We start from the raw sequence: 18213 nt of genomic DNA on the forward strand, positions 1-18213 counted from the left end.
ATGACGGGCAGCGACATCCATCGCACGATCGAAGCGGTATGGCGCATCGAATCGGCGCGGCTGATCGCCGGACTCGCACGCATGGTGCGCGACGTGGGTCTGGCCGAAGAACTGGCGCAGGATGCGCTGGTGGCAGCGCTGGAGCGTTGGCCGCAAAGCGGCGTGCCGGACAACCCCGGCGCATGGTTGATGACCACCGCCAAGCATCGCGCCATCGACCAGCTACGCCGGCGCAAACTGATCGAACGCAAGCATGAAAGCCTTATCCATGAACCGGAGTTCGAGCCCACGGACGAGCGGCTGGAGCTGGAAGCCATGCTCGATGAAGATATCGGCGACGATCTGCTGCGGTTGATATTCACCGCCTGCCATCCCGTGCTTTCCGCCGAAGCACGCGCTGCGTTGACGCTGCGCCTGCTGGGCGGCCTGACCACCGATGAAATCGCGCGCGCGTTTCTGGTTCCCGAACCGACCGTCGCGCAACGCATCGTGCGCGCCAAGCGCACCCTCACCGAAAAAAACATTCCGTATGAAGTCCCACGCGGCGAAGAACGCGACGAACGTCTCGCCTCCGTGCTGGAAGTGCTCTATTTGATTTTCAACGAGGGCTACGCCGCCACATCGGGCGATGACTGGATACGCCCGGAACTTTGCAACGAAGCCATGCGTCTGGGCCGCGTGCTGGCGGCGCTGGCGCCTGACGAACCCGAAGTGCTCGGCTTGCTGGCATTGATGGAAATCCAGGCGTCGCGCTTGAACGCGCGCACGACATCGTCGGGTGAGCCCATTCTGTTACCCAATCAGGATCGCAGCCGCTGGGATCCCCTGCTGATTCGCCGTGGGCTTACCGCGCTCGACCGCATCGAAAAGCTTCGCGGCGCAAGTGGACCGTATGCCTTGCAGGCAGCGATTGCCGCCTGTCACGCACGCGCACGTACCGTCGATGAAACAGACTGGTCGCGCATCGCGTCGCTGTATGCCGTGCTGGCAACGGTGATGCCTTCGCCCATCGTCGAACTCAATCGCGCCGTTGCCGTGGCGATGGCCTCAGGTCCGGCAGCGGGGCTGGCGCTCATCGACGCTTTGGCCGACGAACCGCAGCTCCGGAATTATCATTTGCTGCCCAGTGTTCGCGGCGACCTGCTCAGCCGATTGCAACGTCACGATGAAGCACGCCACGAATTCGAGCGCGCCGCGTCCATGACGCGCAATACGCGCGAACGCCAGATGCTGGAACGTCGCGCCGCCGCAAGCGCGCAAGCAGCACGCGCTCAAGCCTGAGCAACTTCTGCTGTGACGTTGGGTTCTTCAACGCGCAACACACACAATCCCGCAATCAGCAAACTCGCACCGCCCAATGCCAATGCATAAATGGGTTGCGCGTGGAAAAACACGCGCAACAACAAACCCAATATGCTGGCGGCGAGCAGTTGCGGAATCACGATAAAGAAATTGAAGATGCCCATGTAAACGCCCATCTTCTCGGCGGGCAAATTGTCCGACAGCAACGCATACGGCAGCGAAAGAATCGACGCCCACGCAAAACCGACGCCCACCATCGGCAACAACAGCCAGTTGGGATCGCGAATCAGCAGAAACGCGGCAAGGCCCAAGCCACCCAACCACAGATTGATCAGATGGCTGACGCGCAAACCCACGCGGCGAACCATCAACGGAATCACCAGCGCAGCAAGCGCGGCAAAACCGTTATACGCGGCGAACAGTACGCCGACCCAATTAGCGCCGTTGTTGTAAGCCTCCGATTGCGGATCGGTGCTACCGAAATGCATCTGCGCGACACCGGCGGTGGTGTAGATCCACATGGCGAACAGCGCAAACCATGAGAAGAATTGCACCCACGCCAGCTTTCGCATGGCCGGTGGCATGGTATGCAGATCGCTCATCACCTGCGTGACCACGCCTTGTCGCACACCCGCGCTCAACCACCATTGGGACAGGCCATAAGCAATCAGGCCACCCGCAAGCAGATAGAGCTCTTTTTCCAGAGCGTAGACGTAGACAAGCCACGCACCGACTGCACCCAACGCCAACCAGACCATGCCACGGCCCATGGCATGGCTACGATCGATCACTGTCTCCGTGTGCGTCACCGCATCGGCAAATTTACGCAACTGATCAGGCGGGTATTCGCGTGTAGACAGCACAGTCCATAGAACCGAGCCGAGCAACACGACACCGCCGATGTAGAACGCATCGCGCACCGTGGCAGGAATGCCGCCGGGCCCTGCCACGTTACTCACGCCGAGGCGCGCCAGGAGATAGGGAAGCAACGATGCAACCACCGCGCCGATGCCAATAAAGAAACTCTGCATTGCGTAGCCCAACGGCCGCTGGCTTGTCGGCAACTGATCGCCAACGAAGGCACGGAAGGGCTCCATCGAAACATTGATCGATGCATCCATCATCCACAGTAATGTCGCAGCGACCCACAACACACCCGAATTGGGCATCCACAGCAACGCCAACGTCGTGAGCACGGCGCCTGCCAGAAAGTACGGACGTCGACGCCCCAGTGCTCCCCACGTGCGATCCGACGCATAACCGATCAGCGGCTGCACGATGAGACCGGTGAGCGGCGCAGCGATCCACAGCGCTGGAATGTCCGTGACGCCCGCACCGAGTGTCTGGAAGATGCGGCTGACATTGGCATTTTGCAGCGCAAAGGCGAACTGGATGCCCAGAAAACCGAAACACATGTTCCATATCTGCCAGAACGACAGATTCGGTTTGCGGCTCATGGCGCACCCGCCGCTGCCGACGCCGGCGAGATCAACAAATCGCCCATGCGTGCGTCATTCAACGGCCCATCGACGCCGCCCTTGCCGCCCGTGTAATGCGCGAAGTGGCTCAGGTCGCTCATGTTGAAACCCTGATCCAGGTCGAAGCGGCAGGAAGCATTCGCTTTCGCCGTGACGATCGCATACGTCGAGGTTTGCTCGCCGACGCTGTGCGGCATGACGATGGGAACACGCTGCGTGGTGTTGCCATCGCAATTGACCACCAACATCTTCACGGCGGCCGTGACGCCGGTCGTGATCGGCCCGTGGTTGTTCTCGAATCGAAGCGCCACGCGATAACTACCGGTTGCCGGTGCGATCCAATGCCGAGGCCAAGGGTCGGAAATACGTACGGGATCAGCGGCACACACCGTCGGGCTGTGCAGTGATTCCACACCGTGCTCGTCGACGCGCGTCGCACTGAAACACGGAGGCGCACCGACCTGAGCGACGTATGTGTTTCCGTCGACTCTGCCAAGGCGCTGCCCATCGGCGTAAAGCACGAACTTGCCATCTGCTTTCACACGCCAGCCCTTGCCTTCCACCGTAACCTCCGGCGCGTCGGGCGATGCCGGCGCGTAGAGGGTTGCATCGATATGCAACGGCGCTGACGGAACATCCACCGCTTTCAGGGTCACGATGGTTTCCGAACCGTGCACATGCGTTGCACCCGCTACAAGCAAATTGCCGTGCAAGGTGGCTGGGCGAACCAGCGTGATGGTGCGATCGGGCATCTGCAAACGAATGCGATCGTGGCGACCGAACAACATGGGTACCAGCGTCGTCGGAAGCTTGGGTTCGATATGGCCGCTCTGCGTCAAACCGAATACGCCCTCGCTGACCATATCCAGATACGCGGCGACAGACCAAAGCTGGCGTGGCGAATCCACGACGGGGCCACTGAGTTTGCCTTCGTCGACATGTATCGATTGCGTCATCAGCTCGTAGTTTTCCATGTTCGAGCCGGACATCGCCGCGCCACGCATGATCGAGCGCAATTCGTGTTCGATGCGATCCGGATCGTTCACAGTGCGTGCCGCGCGTAATGCATAAGCGCTTACGAATGGCCAGATGGCGCGGTTGTGATAAATCGGTTGGTCCGCACGCTCGGGCCAGATCACGGGGCTACCCGCCGGCCATGTCGGATAATTGTCGATTGCCTCGCGCGCCCGATCTCCGTCGGCGACACCGCTGGTAACGGCCAATGCGGTGCCGAGCAGATCGTAGGTGTCGTAAGGCGTTCCGTCACCACCGATGTAACTCATGTACATGCGCCGGTCATCGCGCCAGAAGCGTGCATTGATCGCTTGCTTGAGCGCGGCCGCCTGTTCCGAATACTGCTTTGCTTTGGCCGCATCGCCATGCGCATCGGCCTGATGCGCCGCAAGTTGCAGCGCCTGATAGTGCAAGACGTTTGTCGACAGCGCGTAGGATTGCGCGATGGAAACAACGTTATCCGCGGTCCACGCCGGATACGTCTGCTCGCGCCAATCCAGGAACGATGTCTCGCCGCGATACAAACCAAAACTACTGTCGAAAGCGTACACGCGATCCTGCGCCAGCGTGTCGTTCAAGGCGCGGTAAACGTCATCAGCGAAGGCTTTGTCATCCAGCAAATGTCCGGCACCCAGGAACCAGACAACGCGATCGGTGCTGATCGGCCAGCTTCCGCCGGAACCGGTGTCCTGCATCACATACAGACCCTGCGGCAAAGACGGATCGCGGACCTCCGACAATTTGAAGCGCAAGCCGTTGCGTGCACGCGTCGCGTCGAACTTCCACAGTCCCAAATCAATCGAATAAGAGAGATCGCGCGTCCACACGTACGGCCATTTCACGCCGGTAACAAAGCACGTGCATGGAATCGGTTGACCGTTGTCGAATGCGCCGTCCTGAATCGCGGTGACGGAATCCTGCTTGAGTTCATCCTGCGCCATCGCGAACAAACCATCGAACATCGGGCTGGCCGTGTCGGTGCGCATGAGCTGATGGGGAATAATGCGTTTGCCGAAAGGACCCGTCAGCTCGAATCCTTGACCTGCGCTCACGCTCATCTGCGATGTCTGACCGCGCCAACCGATCTGATCGCGCCAGACATCACCGGCGGCAAGCGCCACGATCATCACGACACTCAGCATGCCATCTCCCGATGCAGACGAATGGATGTGCTAGCGGCCATCGATGGTCTTCTCCCGTACAACGGTTATGTCACGATGCGACGTCGCGCACATGCTGCACTCGCAGCATTCATCGCAACGTTTTTCCGCATGAGCGACCGTGCATGGTAGGCAACGCGATGCCCGCTGGCAGCTTTATGCATACGTATTCATCCGTATGCGTTCTACGAACGCCGCACGCTGGCCACGCGCCAGCGCCGCGACGATGCGCTGTTTAGTGCAGCTCAACGACCACCAGCCCCTGCGGGGGGATATCGAGCGTGAGATGGCCGTTCTGCAAGGCGACCGATTCCGACGGCGCCATCTTTCCGGCCGCACGAAGTTGCTGGATCTGTTCGCGGCTCGGGAACGGAGGGCGTCCCATGCGATCGAATGCGGCGATGACATTGCCGTGCGTTTCGTCCAGGCGCCACACCGTCGCGTTGGCATTAGCGCCCAGATGCGATACGTCGACATCGAAGTGCTTGACGTTGCCTTTCGGTTCGCCAGGCGTGTAGTCGGCTGTATCGCCTACGGGCGGTGCGTAATTCCATAGCGCCAGCACCACGGTGCCGTCGGCGCGGCGCGTCGCCAGCGCCGTATCGGAGGCAAGCGGAAGACGCATATCGCCAAGATGGTGCAGCATCGCGAATGCGTTGAACGCAGGCTTCTCGATGCGATCTTCGGCGATCAAACCGAAGCCGCCGTAGAACGGTGTACGCACGACGCCCTGCTCTTCGAACACATCGGAGAACGACCAGTAACTCATGATCGCCACCTTGCCCGCGCATTCGCGGATCGTGTTCGCCATCCACGGACCCATGTAGATCGAATCGGTGACGTTCGGCAAATTGGCGTAAGAGGCGTTGTATTCGCTGAAGATCAGCGGCAGCTTCGGAAGCGGTGAAGCGGCGATCTCCTTGTGCACTTTGTCGACGGAACGGCACACCATGTCCGAGCGAGGAATGTTTTCATCCGTCTTGAACACGTTTTGCGCCGTGTCGTCGCCATACACATGCGTGCTGACGAAATCCACTGGCACGTTCGCGTCGCGCACGTGCTTGAGGAAAACAGGCACCCACGCCGCCTGCGCCGTGCTCGGACCACCGACGCGCAAGCGTTGGTCGACGGACTTCAAATCGCGTGCCGTGTGATCGTAAAGCGTGAAGTACGTCGATTGTTCGGGTGTGCCGCCCCAGAACTGCAGATTCGGCTCGTTCCATACCTCGAAGTACCAGGTCGACACTTCATCGATGCCATAGCGCGCAATCAGATGCTGCGCAAACGCGCGAATCATCGCGTCCCAATCCGCATAGTCTTTCGGCGGCATCACATTGGGGTGATACCAAAAGTCGTGCACCTTCGACGGATCGGAACTGATTTCCGGCGGCATGAAGCTCAGCTCGACGAACGGCTTTACGCCACGCTCGAGCAGGCCGTCGTAAATCTGATCGACGTATGAAAAGTTGTAGCTGATGTGTCCGGCGGCATCGCGCTGCACGAGTCCGACATCGTGATCGAAAATGCCGTGGAAGCGGATGTAGCCGAAACCGGTGGCGTCATGCACCGCCTCCAGATCCTTCCGGTAGTCGTCGCGTAGGGCGAGCGAGGCACGCCCCGAACCGAACATCTGTTCCCAGAAGTGCGGGAACGGCGTACCGGTTGCGGTGGCGTCCACCTTCAGTTGGACGGTGTCGCTGGAGGGGGTAGCGGCGTGTGCCGCGCCGGCGACTAACAAGGCAGCCGCGCAAAGGCTGAGTGCAAGACGGCGGAATGAAGGTTGGTCTGACATGGCGATTCCCTGAAGCGGCAGTCCACCGGGGTGGATGCGTCCCGGCATGTAAACGTTTACTTCCTTGACCGGGAAGTCTCTTACAGAAGGGGCTTCACGTCCATCGGACCCGTTTTGACGATGGCTGCGCGGCTTAAGGGCCGGCCGTATGGAGGCTTATCTGGCGGTCCTGGCCGGCAGCGAGCTGAATCAGGGTCACCGGCCCATAACGATCATGGCCGATCGCCCACCCCTCGCCCTTCTCCGCCTGCAAGGCCTCGGCGCTGCCGACGGATTTAAGCGTGTCGCTCCCGCTGCTGACGGCTGTGGCGGTGACGCCGTGAATCTTGACGAGGTAGTACTTCAACGCCGGCTTGTAGCTGCCGTGCGCCGCTTCGGTCGTGAAGACAACATCGCCGCCCTTGCGTTGTGCGGTTATCCGTTGCGAGAAGTACGCGCCGTGTTCGTAAGCGTAGGTCTTGCCGTCGTCATCGTAGTAATCGAAGTGCGTGAGCGATGTGGCAGGGAAGACATCCACCGACAATTCGGCCAACGGATCCTGGCCGACGAAATCCATCGCCGGGCCGGTTGGAATGATCGCGCCTTCACGGATGAAGAGCGGGATATCGCTCCATGTCTTGCTGTCGACCGCATAGCGGATCGTCTGACCGCCTTGGTATACCGTGCCCTTGAAGTAATCGATCCACGTGCCCGCCGGCAAATAGATGTCCTTTTGCGTTTGACCTTTTCCAACGATGGGCGAAACGAGCAAGCCATCGCCGAACATCCATGCATCGATGTCATCGCGGACGTGCGTGTCATCCGGATAATCAAACGTGAGCGGGCGCACGAGGCCAACGCCATCGGTCGTTGCCGCGCGTTCGTAACTGTAGATGTACGGAATCAATGCATAACGCAGGCGGATCGCGTCTGTCGCGGCTTTTTCGGCCGTCGGCCCATAAAGCCACGGTTGACGCTTCTCCCCGAAGGTACCGTGCACACGGAAAATCGGCACGAAGGCGGCAAACTGGATCCAGCGTGCGTAGTTTTCGTCATCCGGATGACCCTTGAAGCCACCGCTATCCATGCCCCACTTCATTTCGCCGACGTTGATCGCGCTGAGCATGCGTTGACGCTGCGCTGCCATGGCGTCGAAGCCGGTGTCGATGTCGCCAGACCATAGGCCGTAGGCGTAGCGCTGTGCGCCAAGATAGAAATCGCGATTGATCGACCACACGCGAATCGGCGTGTACGCGCGTTGTCCGTCGTAAAGCGCACGTTGCATGTTGAGGAACTGCGTGTCGCTGTCGGTATCGTCGGCTTCGTCATTCCACCAACCGACAATGCCGGTATCGAACGCATGCTTCAGCTGCGTGTTGAAGAACCACGTGCGTACGGCAGGCTGATTGAAATCCACTTCGCGCACGGGCTTGAGCGAAAAGTAATCCGTGTTCTGCGGGCGACTCTTGAACCAATAACCATGTTCCTGCGCGTAGCGGCCTTCCACCGTATCTACGTGGATGCGCGGTTTCATGATGCCGGTCATGTGCATGCCAAGCTTGTCCATCTCGGCTTTCAACGCACCGCTTGGACCATCCGGAAATTTCGTGGCATTCCAGCGGAACTCGCCGTAGTTGTCGTCACCCCAGGCTTTCCAGTCGAAATCGAAGGTGAAGTTGTCGATCGGAATATGCCGCGTGCGATACCCCTGCACGATGCTCTGCAATTCCTTCTGATCGATGCCCCATTGGCTGTTGGTAAAACCCATCGCCCATTTCGGGAACAGCGGCGGCGCACCGCTAAGGTCCGCGAGCGCGGCAAAGATTTGCGGCGGCTTGCCCGCGATCACGTCGTAGCTGACATCCATACGACTGATGCCTGTGATCTGCACATGCCCGGCGGCCAGATCGAACTTGGCCCCCACCGTATCGACCAGCAGGCCGTAGCCGCTGGTGCTCCACACGAACGGGCCGCCCGGATAACCCTGCTCACCGGCTTTCACGATCTGCACGCCCTTGCGCAGCAATCCGCCTGTTGCCGGTTCAAAGGCATCGTAGCCACCGATACCGTAAAGCGAATCGCCTGCGTCGTGCTGCAGATCGATCTGGCCGTCCATGAGGGAAGCGGGGTCGGTCTGCAACAGCGTATGCCCTTGCGCATCGGCAATGGTCAGGCTTGCCTTGTGTTTGTCCCAGATGACGGTCAATGCATCGGTTGCCACCGAGGCGCTGTCCGCCGTCGTCGTGACATGCAGGTTAGCCAGATCGCCATGTGCGGCATGAGGATCCATCACCACGCCCGGCGGTGTGCTGATGTGATCGGGCATGCCGTGAATCTGCAGTACGTTCGGCGCGAGGAAACGCAAGCTGATGCGATCCTTGCCGCGTACCAGATCGATGCCGTGCGCATCGGCATGTTCGAGCTGAAAGTTTGGACCGGCTGACTTCACAGGCGGCACCGCCAGGATCGGGAACGCGACCGTCGACAAGAGGCCGCATATGGCCAAGTTACGCAGTGTTGTCATCCAACCGTCCTTCTTCAGTACAGGATCGCCCGAGCACAGCCCAAGCGCGGGCGCGATAGCGCCCGACTATAACCAGATGTCTCGTATAAGGGGATAACGCGTGGCCGTCCATACCGGCCTAAGCGGATTGTTACATCCGCTCACGCAGCGTCCGTTTCAGTGCAGGATCGCACTGCCATAAGGCGGCAGGCTTAGCTGCCCCCGGGTCACCGTGGCGCCCGGCGTGCTTTGCACGAGAATCGTCGCATTCGGCAACGCTGCGCCCAGCGATACGGTTCGCGTATCGCGCGAGAGGTTATGCACGACCAGCACGCGGGATTGCGCATCCTGCAGCGTATACGCAAGCACATGGGGATCATCGACGGGCACGTTGTGCAGCACGCCGTCCCTCAGTGCGCTGATCTGCGTGCGCCAGCCGATCAAGCTGCGATAGAGCTTGAGCAGCGAATTCGGATCGGTCTCTTCGGCTTCGACGGAAACGTCCGGACCATCGCTCGTGCTCCACGTTTTCCAGCTCGCCACACCGGGACCGCTGTTGCGATACCAGCGCATCGGTTCGCGGATATCTTCGTCGGGCTTGATGCCTTGCATGCCCAACTCTTCGCCGTAGTAGATGAACGGGTGACCCGGCAGTGTCAGCAGCAGCGCTGCGGCAAGACGCATATGCGCCGTGTTGCCCTCGAGTTCGCTCATCACGCGGTTCTGATCGTGGTTGGTCAGAAACGGTGCGTCGTCGAATTGGCCATCCGCATGTGCGCGATACGCAGCGTAGGTATATTCCAGTCCCGTGCCGATACCGAGATTGCGCTCCTGCCGCACACTGTTGAGCAATTGCGTGGCGAGCGGAAAATTGAACACCGTGTTCAACGGGCCCATGTACGGCACCAGATCGTCCGGATTCTGGCGCGCCACTTCGCCGACCAGCCACACGTTCGGGTCCGCCGCTTCCAGGCCGTGGCGATATTCGCTCCACCACGTCACGTTCTTTTTCAACGCAACGGGGCTATCCATGTCGGATCGTAGATCGTCATAGATGTGCTGGGCTGCGTCGAGACGAAAACCATCCACACCCTGCTTCAACCAGAAGCGACCGACGTCGATCATTTCCTTGCGCACCGCGGGATTGTCGTAATTGAGATCGGGCATCGCGCTCGTGAAAACGCCGACGTAATACTGACCATTCGGCGCGCGATGCCATGCGGGACCACCGGTGGCGCTGATCGCATGCAGATCGCTCTGCGGCGTAGCCCATACGTACCAATCGTGATGCGGATCTTTCGGATTCTGCGCCGCCTTGAACCACGGATGCTGATCGCTGGTGTGATTGATCACCATGTCCATCACGACCTTGATGCCGCGCTTGTGCGCTTCATCCAGCAATCGCTTGAAATCCTGCATCGTGCCGTATTGCGGACTGATGCCTTCGTAATCGGTGATGTCGTAACCGTGATAACTGGGCGACGGATTGATCGGCATCAACCAGATGCCGCTCACGCCCAGCGACTTGATGTAATCGAGTTTGGCAGTAATGCCATTGATGTCGCCCACGCCATCGCCATTGCTGTCGTAGAAGGCGCGAACAAAAATTTCGTAGTAGACGCCGGATGATTGCGCCGATGGCTTCGTTGCCGAATTGCCCTCTTTCGCACCAGCAGGGAGCGCCAGCACAAGCATCACCATAGCCATGGTGATAGCGCGAATGACGGGGCGAATCTTTGACATGCAGGGTTCCCGGGGATGGAGTGTCGTTGTCATGGCATCGGCTGCACAAGCGTGTCGACAACGACTAGGGCGAACCGGGCCTCGCCTGAAAAGAACCCGGTTCCGCAACAGCGCGGAACCGGGGAGGGAGTCGACTTGGCGCCATGAGAAAACGCCAGGCGATGGATTAAATTTTCAGGTTGAAACCAGCGTAGAACGTGCGTCCGAAATACTGGATCGTGCCCGTCTCGGACGGATTGCCGAAGTAGGTGCGCGTCGGCTGGTTGGTGATGTTGAGAACCTGGAACAACAGGCTGACGTTCTTGGTGAGGTTGTACGCCGACTGCATGTCCCACACCGTTTCAGGCGCGAAGTAAACGATCTGGTTGGTGACCGCAATCTGCGAATCCGACACGAACTTCGAACGATAGTTGCCGGTGATGTTCGCCGAGAACGTGCCGTTGTCGTAGAAGATCTGTGCACTTGCCACGTTACGCGACAGTCCCGGCAGACCCTGGGCTTGCGGCGGACCGCCGAGCGTGGATGTCTGACCGAACGGGCTCTGCGTCAGCGCGTAGTTCGCACCGAAACCCAGCCCCGACCAGATGCCCGGCAGGAAGTGCGTCTTCTGCAACGACAACTCAAGACCACGCACCATGCTGCCCGGCGCGTTGTACGCGGTGGTGTACGAACCGTTGAGGTACGGCACGCCGGTCGCCGGATTGATCGGCACCTGGATGCCCACCGACGCGAAGTTGAAGTTGTTGTACGTCACGTTGGTCTGCACGAACGTGTCGATGTGCTTGACGAACACGCCGGCAGTGAACAGACCGGTGGAATCGTCGAAGTAGTGTTCGTAATCGAGGTCGTACTGCATCGCCGTCAGCGGACGCAGCAGCGGGCTGGTGCCGCCCCACACGTTGTACTGACCATTGGTGATGTACGAACCGGCGCCGGCCAGCATCGAATCGATCGGCGGACGCGACAGCACTTTCGACACGGAGAAACGCGTCTGATCGCTGTCGGTCCAGTGATAGATCAGGTTCAACGACGGCAGCCACTTGGTATAGGTCATGCCGACATTGATCGGGATGAAATCGTTCGCTACGTAGCCAAAGCCGTCGGTCATCGGCACGCCCTGGCCGGGCTCCACTTCTTGAATACCCGAGCTGTATTGCGAAGTATGCGTACCGCGCACGCCGATGTTGCCCGTCACTTCGTGGCCAAACCACGTCGTGTCGATATCCGCCATGACGAACGCATCGCGCACCTTCTCATTCACCGCGCCGCTCTGAATGCCCGACCAGCTGTTGTTGTCCAGATCGAGCTGCGGATTGGGATGAATACCGTACTGAGCGAGAATCGCAGCGGTATTCAGCTGCAGAAAACACGGCATGCCACTGAACTTGCCTTTCCAGCAGACAACCTTGGTGTCGCTGCTGTTCAGCGGCAGCGGCGGCTCGGGATTGGGATTGGGTGTGTACGAATTCCATTCCGAACCGTAGACCCAGACCGTGCGATTGGCTTCGAAGGTGTGGTTGTTGATGTAAATACCAGCCTGGATGTCGCTGAAGATCGGATTGTCTTCCAGGTCGTACTGGACCGCCGTGCGGAACGCCTTGTAGCGATCGTGGTAGATATACGGATACACGCCGTAACGCGACAACGCCATGTCGGCAGGATTGGTGTAAACACCGGGGTTGCTCACCGACGCGGAGCCGATGTTCAAGCCATTGAACGCGAACGTCGTGGACTGATTCATCAACTGCGGGTTGGACGTGCCGAGCCCTGTATACGCGTCAGCCGTGGTATCGACGTTGATTTCATCGCTTTCGGCGTGCGAGAGCGAAAGATCCGACTCGACATGCCACGGACCGCTGTTCCACTTCAGATTCAGGCCGCCGGAAAAGATTCCCGTATCGGTGCTGTAGTTGTCGGCCGTGGTTTCGTTGGAGAACTGAACCTGTCCTGCCGGAAGCGCCGTGTTGGTGCTTGCAGTACCGCCGAGCAGCGCACCACCGGCACCGATGACCGGATTGGTGATGATGGCATTGTTGCCGTAGAAATTTTGCGAGCGAAGACCGTAGCCGTAGTAGTTGTTGTCGAACTTCGAGTAGTACATGTCGCCCGTCACCTGAAGATGATCGGTCGGTTTCCACACGATGGTCGACAGATAACCGGTACGGCGCTCGCTGCCGCCGTCCTGCTGCAGCTGGATACCTTCGGGCAGGTAGGCTTTCTGGCCGTCTGCCAGCGTGTACAGATTGCCGTCAGAGGCTTCGCCCACGAATTGTTCGGCGATATGCGGCTGATACAGCTGCGCAAAACCCAGGCCGACACCTAGCGTGTTGTCGAGGAATTTTCCTTGATACGCCACGCTGATGCGGTAACCGTTCGTGCCGTCACCGACGATGTCATGCCCCTGTCCGTTGTAGCTTCCGCGCGCGTCGACGTTGAGCGTCTCGTCTTTTTTATTGTCCAGCGGATTGGCCGTCTGCAAGGCAATCGAGCAGCCGACACCGCCTTCGATCAACGATGACTGCGACGACTTGTAAACGGTCGCCATGCTGATCAGTTCCGAGGGGTACTGATCGAACTGGATGTAGTTGCTACCGCTGGTGGATGGCTGTTCGCGTCCGTCCAGCGTCGTCTCGATGAAGTTGCCGGACAGACCGCGGCAGTTGATCTGCGAGTCCTGGCCGGCAATACGCTCGGCCGCAACGCCGGGCAGACGCGTCAACGCATCGGCAATGGATTGATCGGGCAGACCGCCGATGTCCGCGGCCGTGACGACGTTCTGAATCGTGTCGGCGTAGCGCTGATAGTCGATCGACTTCTCGACGCTGCTGCTGAAGCCGGTCACCGTCACCGTCGACAAGCTCTTGGCCAATGCCTGTTGGCTCTTGGGATTGCTCGTCGACTGATCCGTGCCGCCATTGCCCGTACCGGTACTGGCCGTGGTCGTTTGCTGGCTGGTGCCAGACGTTGTTGTTTGCGGGCTGTCGCCGGCTGCCTGTGCACCGAATGCCATGCATAGTCCTGCCGATGCCAATGCCACTACCAGCAAATTGCGCTTGAGAATCACGTGTTCCCCTCCCCCGAAATTTTTGTCGTTGCGTCGTTCTTGATCGCCAACCACCGTCATTCACGCTGCATGTGAATGCCCCGACCGCTCGCACCCCAATGGTCATGGTGGAGGCGTGAGCGGATGGTAGGGCGCGTTTTTCCAAGCACACCACACCCTGCATACGTATTCATTTCGTCGGCCGTCCGGCATGCATCGCAGCGCAACATGCCATTCACACGCCGTCGTGATGAACATGAAAAATACCCTGAAAATGAGCCTTTTCCTGCCTTTTACGCAATGGATGCCTGGTGCGCGACGTACACGTGCGATTCGACGTACGCACATCCATGACGCACTCGCAGCACGAATGAATACGTATGCAAACCCCTGCGATCCGCGGCAGGGCAAAGGCTAAGCTGCACTCCGTTCGCGCAGGTGCCAGGAGGTGCCTGCTTACAGTGGGGTTTTCGATGATCGATGCATCCTGGTGGCGCGGCGCCGTCATCTACCAGATTTACCCGCGTAGCTTCCTTGACACCAACGGTGACGGGGTGGGTGATCTGCCGGGCATCATTCAGCGCCTGGATTACGTGGCGAGCCTGGGCGTGGATGCGATCTGGATCGCCCCGTTTTTCCGCTCGCCAATGGCCGATTTCGGTTACGACATTGCCGATTACCGCGATGTCGATCCGCTGTTCGGCACGCTCGACGATTTCGATCGACTGCTCGCCAAAGCGCACGGCCTCGGCCTGAAAGTGATGATCGATCAGGTGTTGAGTCACACCTCCGATCAACACGCATGGTTCAAGGCAAGCCGCGAAAGCCGCGACAACGACAAGGCCGACTGGTACGTATGGGCCGATGCGAAGCCCGATGGCAGCGCGCCGAACAACTGGCTGTCGATCTTCGGCGGTTCCGCATGGAAATGGGAGCCGCGCCGCAGCCAGTATTACCTGCACAACTTTCTTTCCTCACAGCCGGATCTGAACTTCCATCATCCGGATGTGCGCGCCGCCGTGCTCGACAATGTGCGCTTCTGGCTGGACAAGGGCGTGGATGGGTTGCGACTGGACGCGATCAATTTCTGTTTCCACGACAAGCAGCTGCGCGACAACCCGCCCAAGCCGAAAGAAAAGCGTGTCGGCCGCGGTTTCAGCGCGGACAATCCCTACGCGTTCCAGTATCACCTCTACAACAACACGCAGCCGGAAAATCTCGCTTTTCTCGATGAATTGCGCAGTTTGCTCGACCGTTACCCGACGGCCGTCACGCTGGGCGAAATTTCTTCGGAAGACTCGCTCGCCACGATGGCCGAATACACACGCGGCCACCGTTTGCACATGGGCTACAGCTTCGAACTGCTGAGCAGCGATTTCAGTGCGCACTACATTCGCGACACGGTGGAGCAACTCGAAGCGCAGGTCAGCGAAGGCTGGCCGTGCTGGGCGATATCCAATCACGACGTGGAGCGCGTGCTCACGCGTTGGGGCAACGGCAATGCATCGCCGCGTCTTGCCAATCTGCTGACGGCGATGGTGTGTTCGCTGCGCGGCTCGGTTTGCGTGTATCAGGGCGAAGAGCTTGGCCTGACAGAAGCGGAGGTGCCTTATGAATCGCTGCGCGATCCGTACGGCATCGCGTTCTGGCCGAACTTCAAGGGCCGCGATGGATGCCGCACGCCGATGCCCTGGGACGACAGCGCGCACGCCGGTTTCAGCCCAGCCGATCCATGGCTGCCCATCGACGGAAAGCACAAGACGTTGGCGGTTGCGCGGCAGGAAGCCGATCCGGATTCGGTCTTGCAGGGCTTTCGGCGCTTCATGACGTGGCGCTCCGATCAACCAGCCTTGCGCTGGGGCGCGATTCGCTTCCTCGATACGCCCGAGCCGGTACTCGCCTTCGTGCGCAGTCACCGCGATGAAGACGTGCTGGCGGTGTTCAATCTGGGCAAGCAGCCAGCCGACGTGACGCTCGATCTGCCCCACCTCGATAAGGCGCAGCTGCTGGACAGCCACGGCCTGCTGCAGGGATCGCTCGACGGCCAGCGATTGCATCTGCCCGGTCACAGCGTTTTATTTGCGCGGCTTGCGAAGTAGTACCGATATTCACGGATTTGGCTGGTTTAAATCCGCTGAAATCCCCGTCAACGGCCCAACCCTCAGTTGCCTGCTCCCTCTCCCCTCCGGGGAGAGGGCTGGGGCGAGGGGCCAATCTCGCGATGAATGGCGCTATTGCACGAAACATTCAAAGCCATGCTTTACGCAAGCCATGAGGATGGTGGCAAGTCCACCCCTCACCCTCTCCCCAGAGGGGAGAGGGAACCATTCGAGCGCAACTGAATTTCGGGGCTAATGTCGTAAGTCATGCGCCAGGGGCGCGAATCGTTCGGCAATCTGGTTCATAATCGACGGGCTAGCCCTGTCCATGTACTGTGCACCCCCACGTACGCTCACGCCCCGCCGCGACACAGGTGAAACGACCCTGCTCGGCTTAGGACGGAATTGAATATAGCGGCAGCATGAGCCCGATTTGACCCGAGGAACACTGGTTTTGAAGACAGCGAATGAGACGGCAGCACAACGGTGCAATCCTGGTGTAAGTGGTTTGAGCCTGTATGTTCCGCAGCCGCGTGTGCCGTTGCGCGACTGGTGCGAATGGACCGGCAATTCGTGGGACAAGGTGCAGGCCGTGGTCGGCCGCAGCTTTCGCCGCCCGGCGCCGTATGAAGATGCCTACACGATGGCCGCCACCGCGGTGCTTCGCCTGATCCGCAACTACAACATCGACCCGCGCGAAGTCGGCCAGCTTGCCCTGGGCACCGAGAGCAGCAAGGACAACTCCGCCGGTGCCGTGATCGTGCGCGGCATGGTCGATCGCGAGCTGGAACGCCTTGGCTTGCCGCGTCTGTCGCGCAACATCGAAGTGCCTGAATTCAAGCATGCCTGCCTTGGCGGCGTGTATGCGCTGAAGAGTGCGCTGCGCTATGTCGCCTTCGACGGACAGCATCGCAAAGCCATCGTCGTGTGCAGCGATATCGCCGAATACGAGCGCGGCTCCACCGGCGAACAGACGCAAGGCGCAGGCGCCGTGGCCATGCTGGTGGAAGCCACGCCGAAACTGTTCGAAGTGGATCTGGAACACTCCGGCAGCGCATCGGACTACCGCGGCCCGGATTTCCGCAAACCGTTCGCTCGCCATTTCGATCAGGACTATTCCGAGCGCGGCAAGCGTCTGCACGATTTCCCGATCTTCAGCGGCAAGTACTCCACGTTCGCCTACCTCGACGAAACGGGACAGGCGTTCGACGCGATGATCGAACGCCTCGGCACGACCGGCAGCGAATTCCTCGCGTCGGTGGATAGCCTGTTTTTCCATCGTCCGTATCACATGATGCCGCTGCAGGCATTGGCCTTTATCTACGCCCGCGCACTCGCACGCGCACCGCAACCCAATGCGGAATTTCAGGCGCTGTGCGAACAGGCTGGCGTGTCGCCGGAAGGCGTGATCGAAGAATGTCGCAACAATCCGGATCTGTACGGTGACTTCGTGCGTCGCGGCGGTCACGCCGATGCCGCGCAGGAACCGCATCCGCTGACGACGAAGTTGTCGGGCGTGGTGCGCAAGAGTCCGGCGTTCCAGCAATTGCTCGCCACGCGCGTGAAACTTGGCACCGATTCGGCCATGGAACTGGGCAATCTCTACACCGCCGCCTTGCCGGCGTGGATTGCTGCAGGTTTCGAAGATGCGCTGGAGCAGAACGTCGACCTGACGAACGCCAAGCTTGCCGCTATCGGCTATGGCAGCGGCGATGCCGCCGAGGCTGTGCCGCTGCGTGTCGTACCGGGTTGGCGGGATGCCGCCAGCAAGATCGGTTTCCGCAAAGCGCTGGAAGCATCGGTCGATCTGTCACAGCAGCAGTACGAAGCCCTGCACGACGGCAAGCACGTCGATCTGAATTGTCCGCCGCGCGATCAGTTCGTCATCGCCCGCACCGGTAGCACGTACGAAAACGCGTTCCAGGACTTGGGCGTGGATTACTACGAATTCGCGCCTTAATTGGCGGCGACTCGGCGCTTCACCGAAAGCATGTTGCCCGTCATTCCCGCTTGACCAGCTTCGCTGTTGAGAAGCGCCTCGCGGGAATGACGAGCCGAGACACTCGCTTCGCGGCCCATTTAGCTAGACTCGGTCTCGCT

General features: G+C 59.8%; 9 protein-coding genes. 3 read left to right on the forward strand and 6 right to left on the reverse strand.

All coding sequences use genetic code 11. The annotated features are described in order from the left end of the window. The gene (locus tag EKH79_RS17595) at positions 1-1281 is read left to right on the forward strand and encodes an RNA polymerase sigma factor (RefSeq protein ID WP_126675160.1); all 1281 of its coding nucleotides are present in this window, start codon (positions 1-3) and stop codon (positions 1279-1281) included. On the opposite strand, the gene EKH79_RS17600 is transcribed toward EKH79_RS17595, so the two are convergent. From EKH79_RS17600 to EKH79_RS17625, 6 genes are all read right to left on the reverse strand, one after another. Continuing rightward, positions 1272-2759: an MFS transporter gene (locus EKH79_RS17600; protein WP_126675161.1), complete on the reverse strand. Its 1488-nt coding sequence runs from the start codon at positions 2757-2759 to the stop codon at positions 1272-1274. The two genes, EKH79_RS17595 and EKH79_RS17600, sit on opposite strands and share 10 nt — an antisense overlap. Continuing rightward, a complete protein-coding gene (locus EKH79_RS17605) occupies positions 2756-4936 on the reverse strand; it encodes an MGH1-like glycoside hydrolase domain-containing protein (RefSeq protein WP_126675162.1) in 2181 nt (726 codons plus the stop codon). The genes EKH79_RS17600 and EKH79_RS17605 overlap by 4 nt, the downstream gene beginning before the upstream one ends. Before the next feature lie 253 nt (positions 4937-5189). Beyond that, on the reverse strand, positions 5190-6746 hold the full coding sequence (locus EKH79_RS17610; RefSeq protein ID WP_126675163.1) for a GH39 family glycosyl hydrolase: 1557 nt from the start codon (positions 6744-6746) through the stop codon (positions 5190-5192). A 133-nt stretch (positions 6747-6879) separates the two neighbouring features. Next, positions 6880-9249 carry a TIM-barrel domain-containing protein gene (locus EKH79_RS17615; RefSeq protein ID WP_126675164.1) on the reverse strand — a complete coding sequence of 790 codons (2370 nt, stop codon included), beginning with the start codon at positions 9247-9249 and terminating at the stop codon, positions 6880-6882. Positions 9250-9405: 156 nt separating this feature from the next. After that, a complete protein-coding gene (locus EKH79_RS17620; protein ID WP_233590383.1) occupies positions 9406-10971 on the reverse strand; it encodes an alpha-amylase family glycosyl hydrolase in 1566 nt (521 codons plus the stop codon). Between the two features lie 166 nt (positions 10972-11137). Next, positions 11138-14035, reverse strand: a complete 2898-nt coding sequence (locus tag EKH79_RS17625; protein WP_158621282.1) for a TonB-dependent receptor — start codon at positions 14033-14035, stop codon at positions 11138-11140. A gap of 452 nt (positions 14036-14487) precedes the next feature. Here EKH79_RS17625 and EKH79_RS17630 point away from each other — a divergent pair, with 452 nt between their 5' ends. Together EKH79_RS17630 and EKH79_RS17635 are read left to right on the forward strand one after the other, a co-directional pair. After that, positions 14488-16113 (forward strand): alpha-glucosidase family protein, encoded by a 1626-nt coding sequence (locus tag EKH79_RS17630; RefSeq protein WP_126675166.1) that lies wholly within the window; start codon positions 14488-14490, stop codon positions 16111-16113. Positions 16114-16567: 454 nt separating this feature from the next. After that, the gene (locus tag EKH79_RS17635) at positions 16568-18073 is read left to right on the forward strand and encodes a hydroxymethylglutaryl-CoA synthase family protein (protein WP_126675167.1); all 1506 of its coding nucleotides are present in this window, start codon (positions 16568-16570) and stop codon (positions 18071-18073) included. Positions 18074-18213 lie beyond the last annotated feature (140 nt).

This window comes from Dyella dinghuensis, from assembly GCF_003977615.1.
Lineage (GTDB): Bacteria > Pseudomonadota > Gammaproteobacteria > Xanthomonadales > Rhodanobacteraceae > Dyella_B > Dyella_B dinghuensis.

What these genes read in the sequence shown, in the direction of transcription:
- EKH79_RS17605 (WP_126675162.1), bottom strand. Translation starts at nt 4,936, where the DNA reads ATGCTGAGTGTCGTGATGATCGTGGCGCTTGCCGCCGGTGATGTCTGG.
- EKH79_RS17615 (WP_126675164.1), bottom strand. Translation starts at nt 9,249, where the DNA reads ATGACAACACTGCGTAACTTGGCCATATGCGGCCTCTTGTCGACGGTC.
- EKH79_RS17610 (WP_126675163.1), bottom strand. Translation starts at nt 6,746, where the DNA reads ATGTCAGACCAACCTTCATTCCGCCGTCTTGCACTCAGCCTTTGCGCG.
- EKH79_RS17595 (WP_126675160.1), top strand. Translation starts at nt 1, where the DNA reads ATGACGGGCAGCGACATCCATCGCACGATCGAAGCGGTATGGCGCATC.
- EKH79_RS17630 (WP_126675166.1), top strand. Translation starts at nt 14,488, where the DNA reads ATGATCGATGCATCCTGGTGGCGCGGCGCCGTCATCTACCAGATTTAC.
- EKH79_RS17620 (WP_233590383.1), bottom strand. Translation starts at nt 10,971, where the DNA reads ATGTCAAAGATTCGCCCCGTCATTCGCGCTATCACCATGGCTATGGTG.
- EKH79_RS17600 (WP_126675161.1), bottom strand. Translation starts at nt 2,759, where the DNA reads ATGAGCCGCAAACCGAATCTGTCGTTCTGGCAGATATGGAACATGTGT.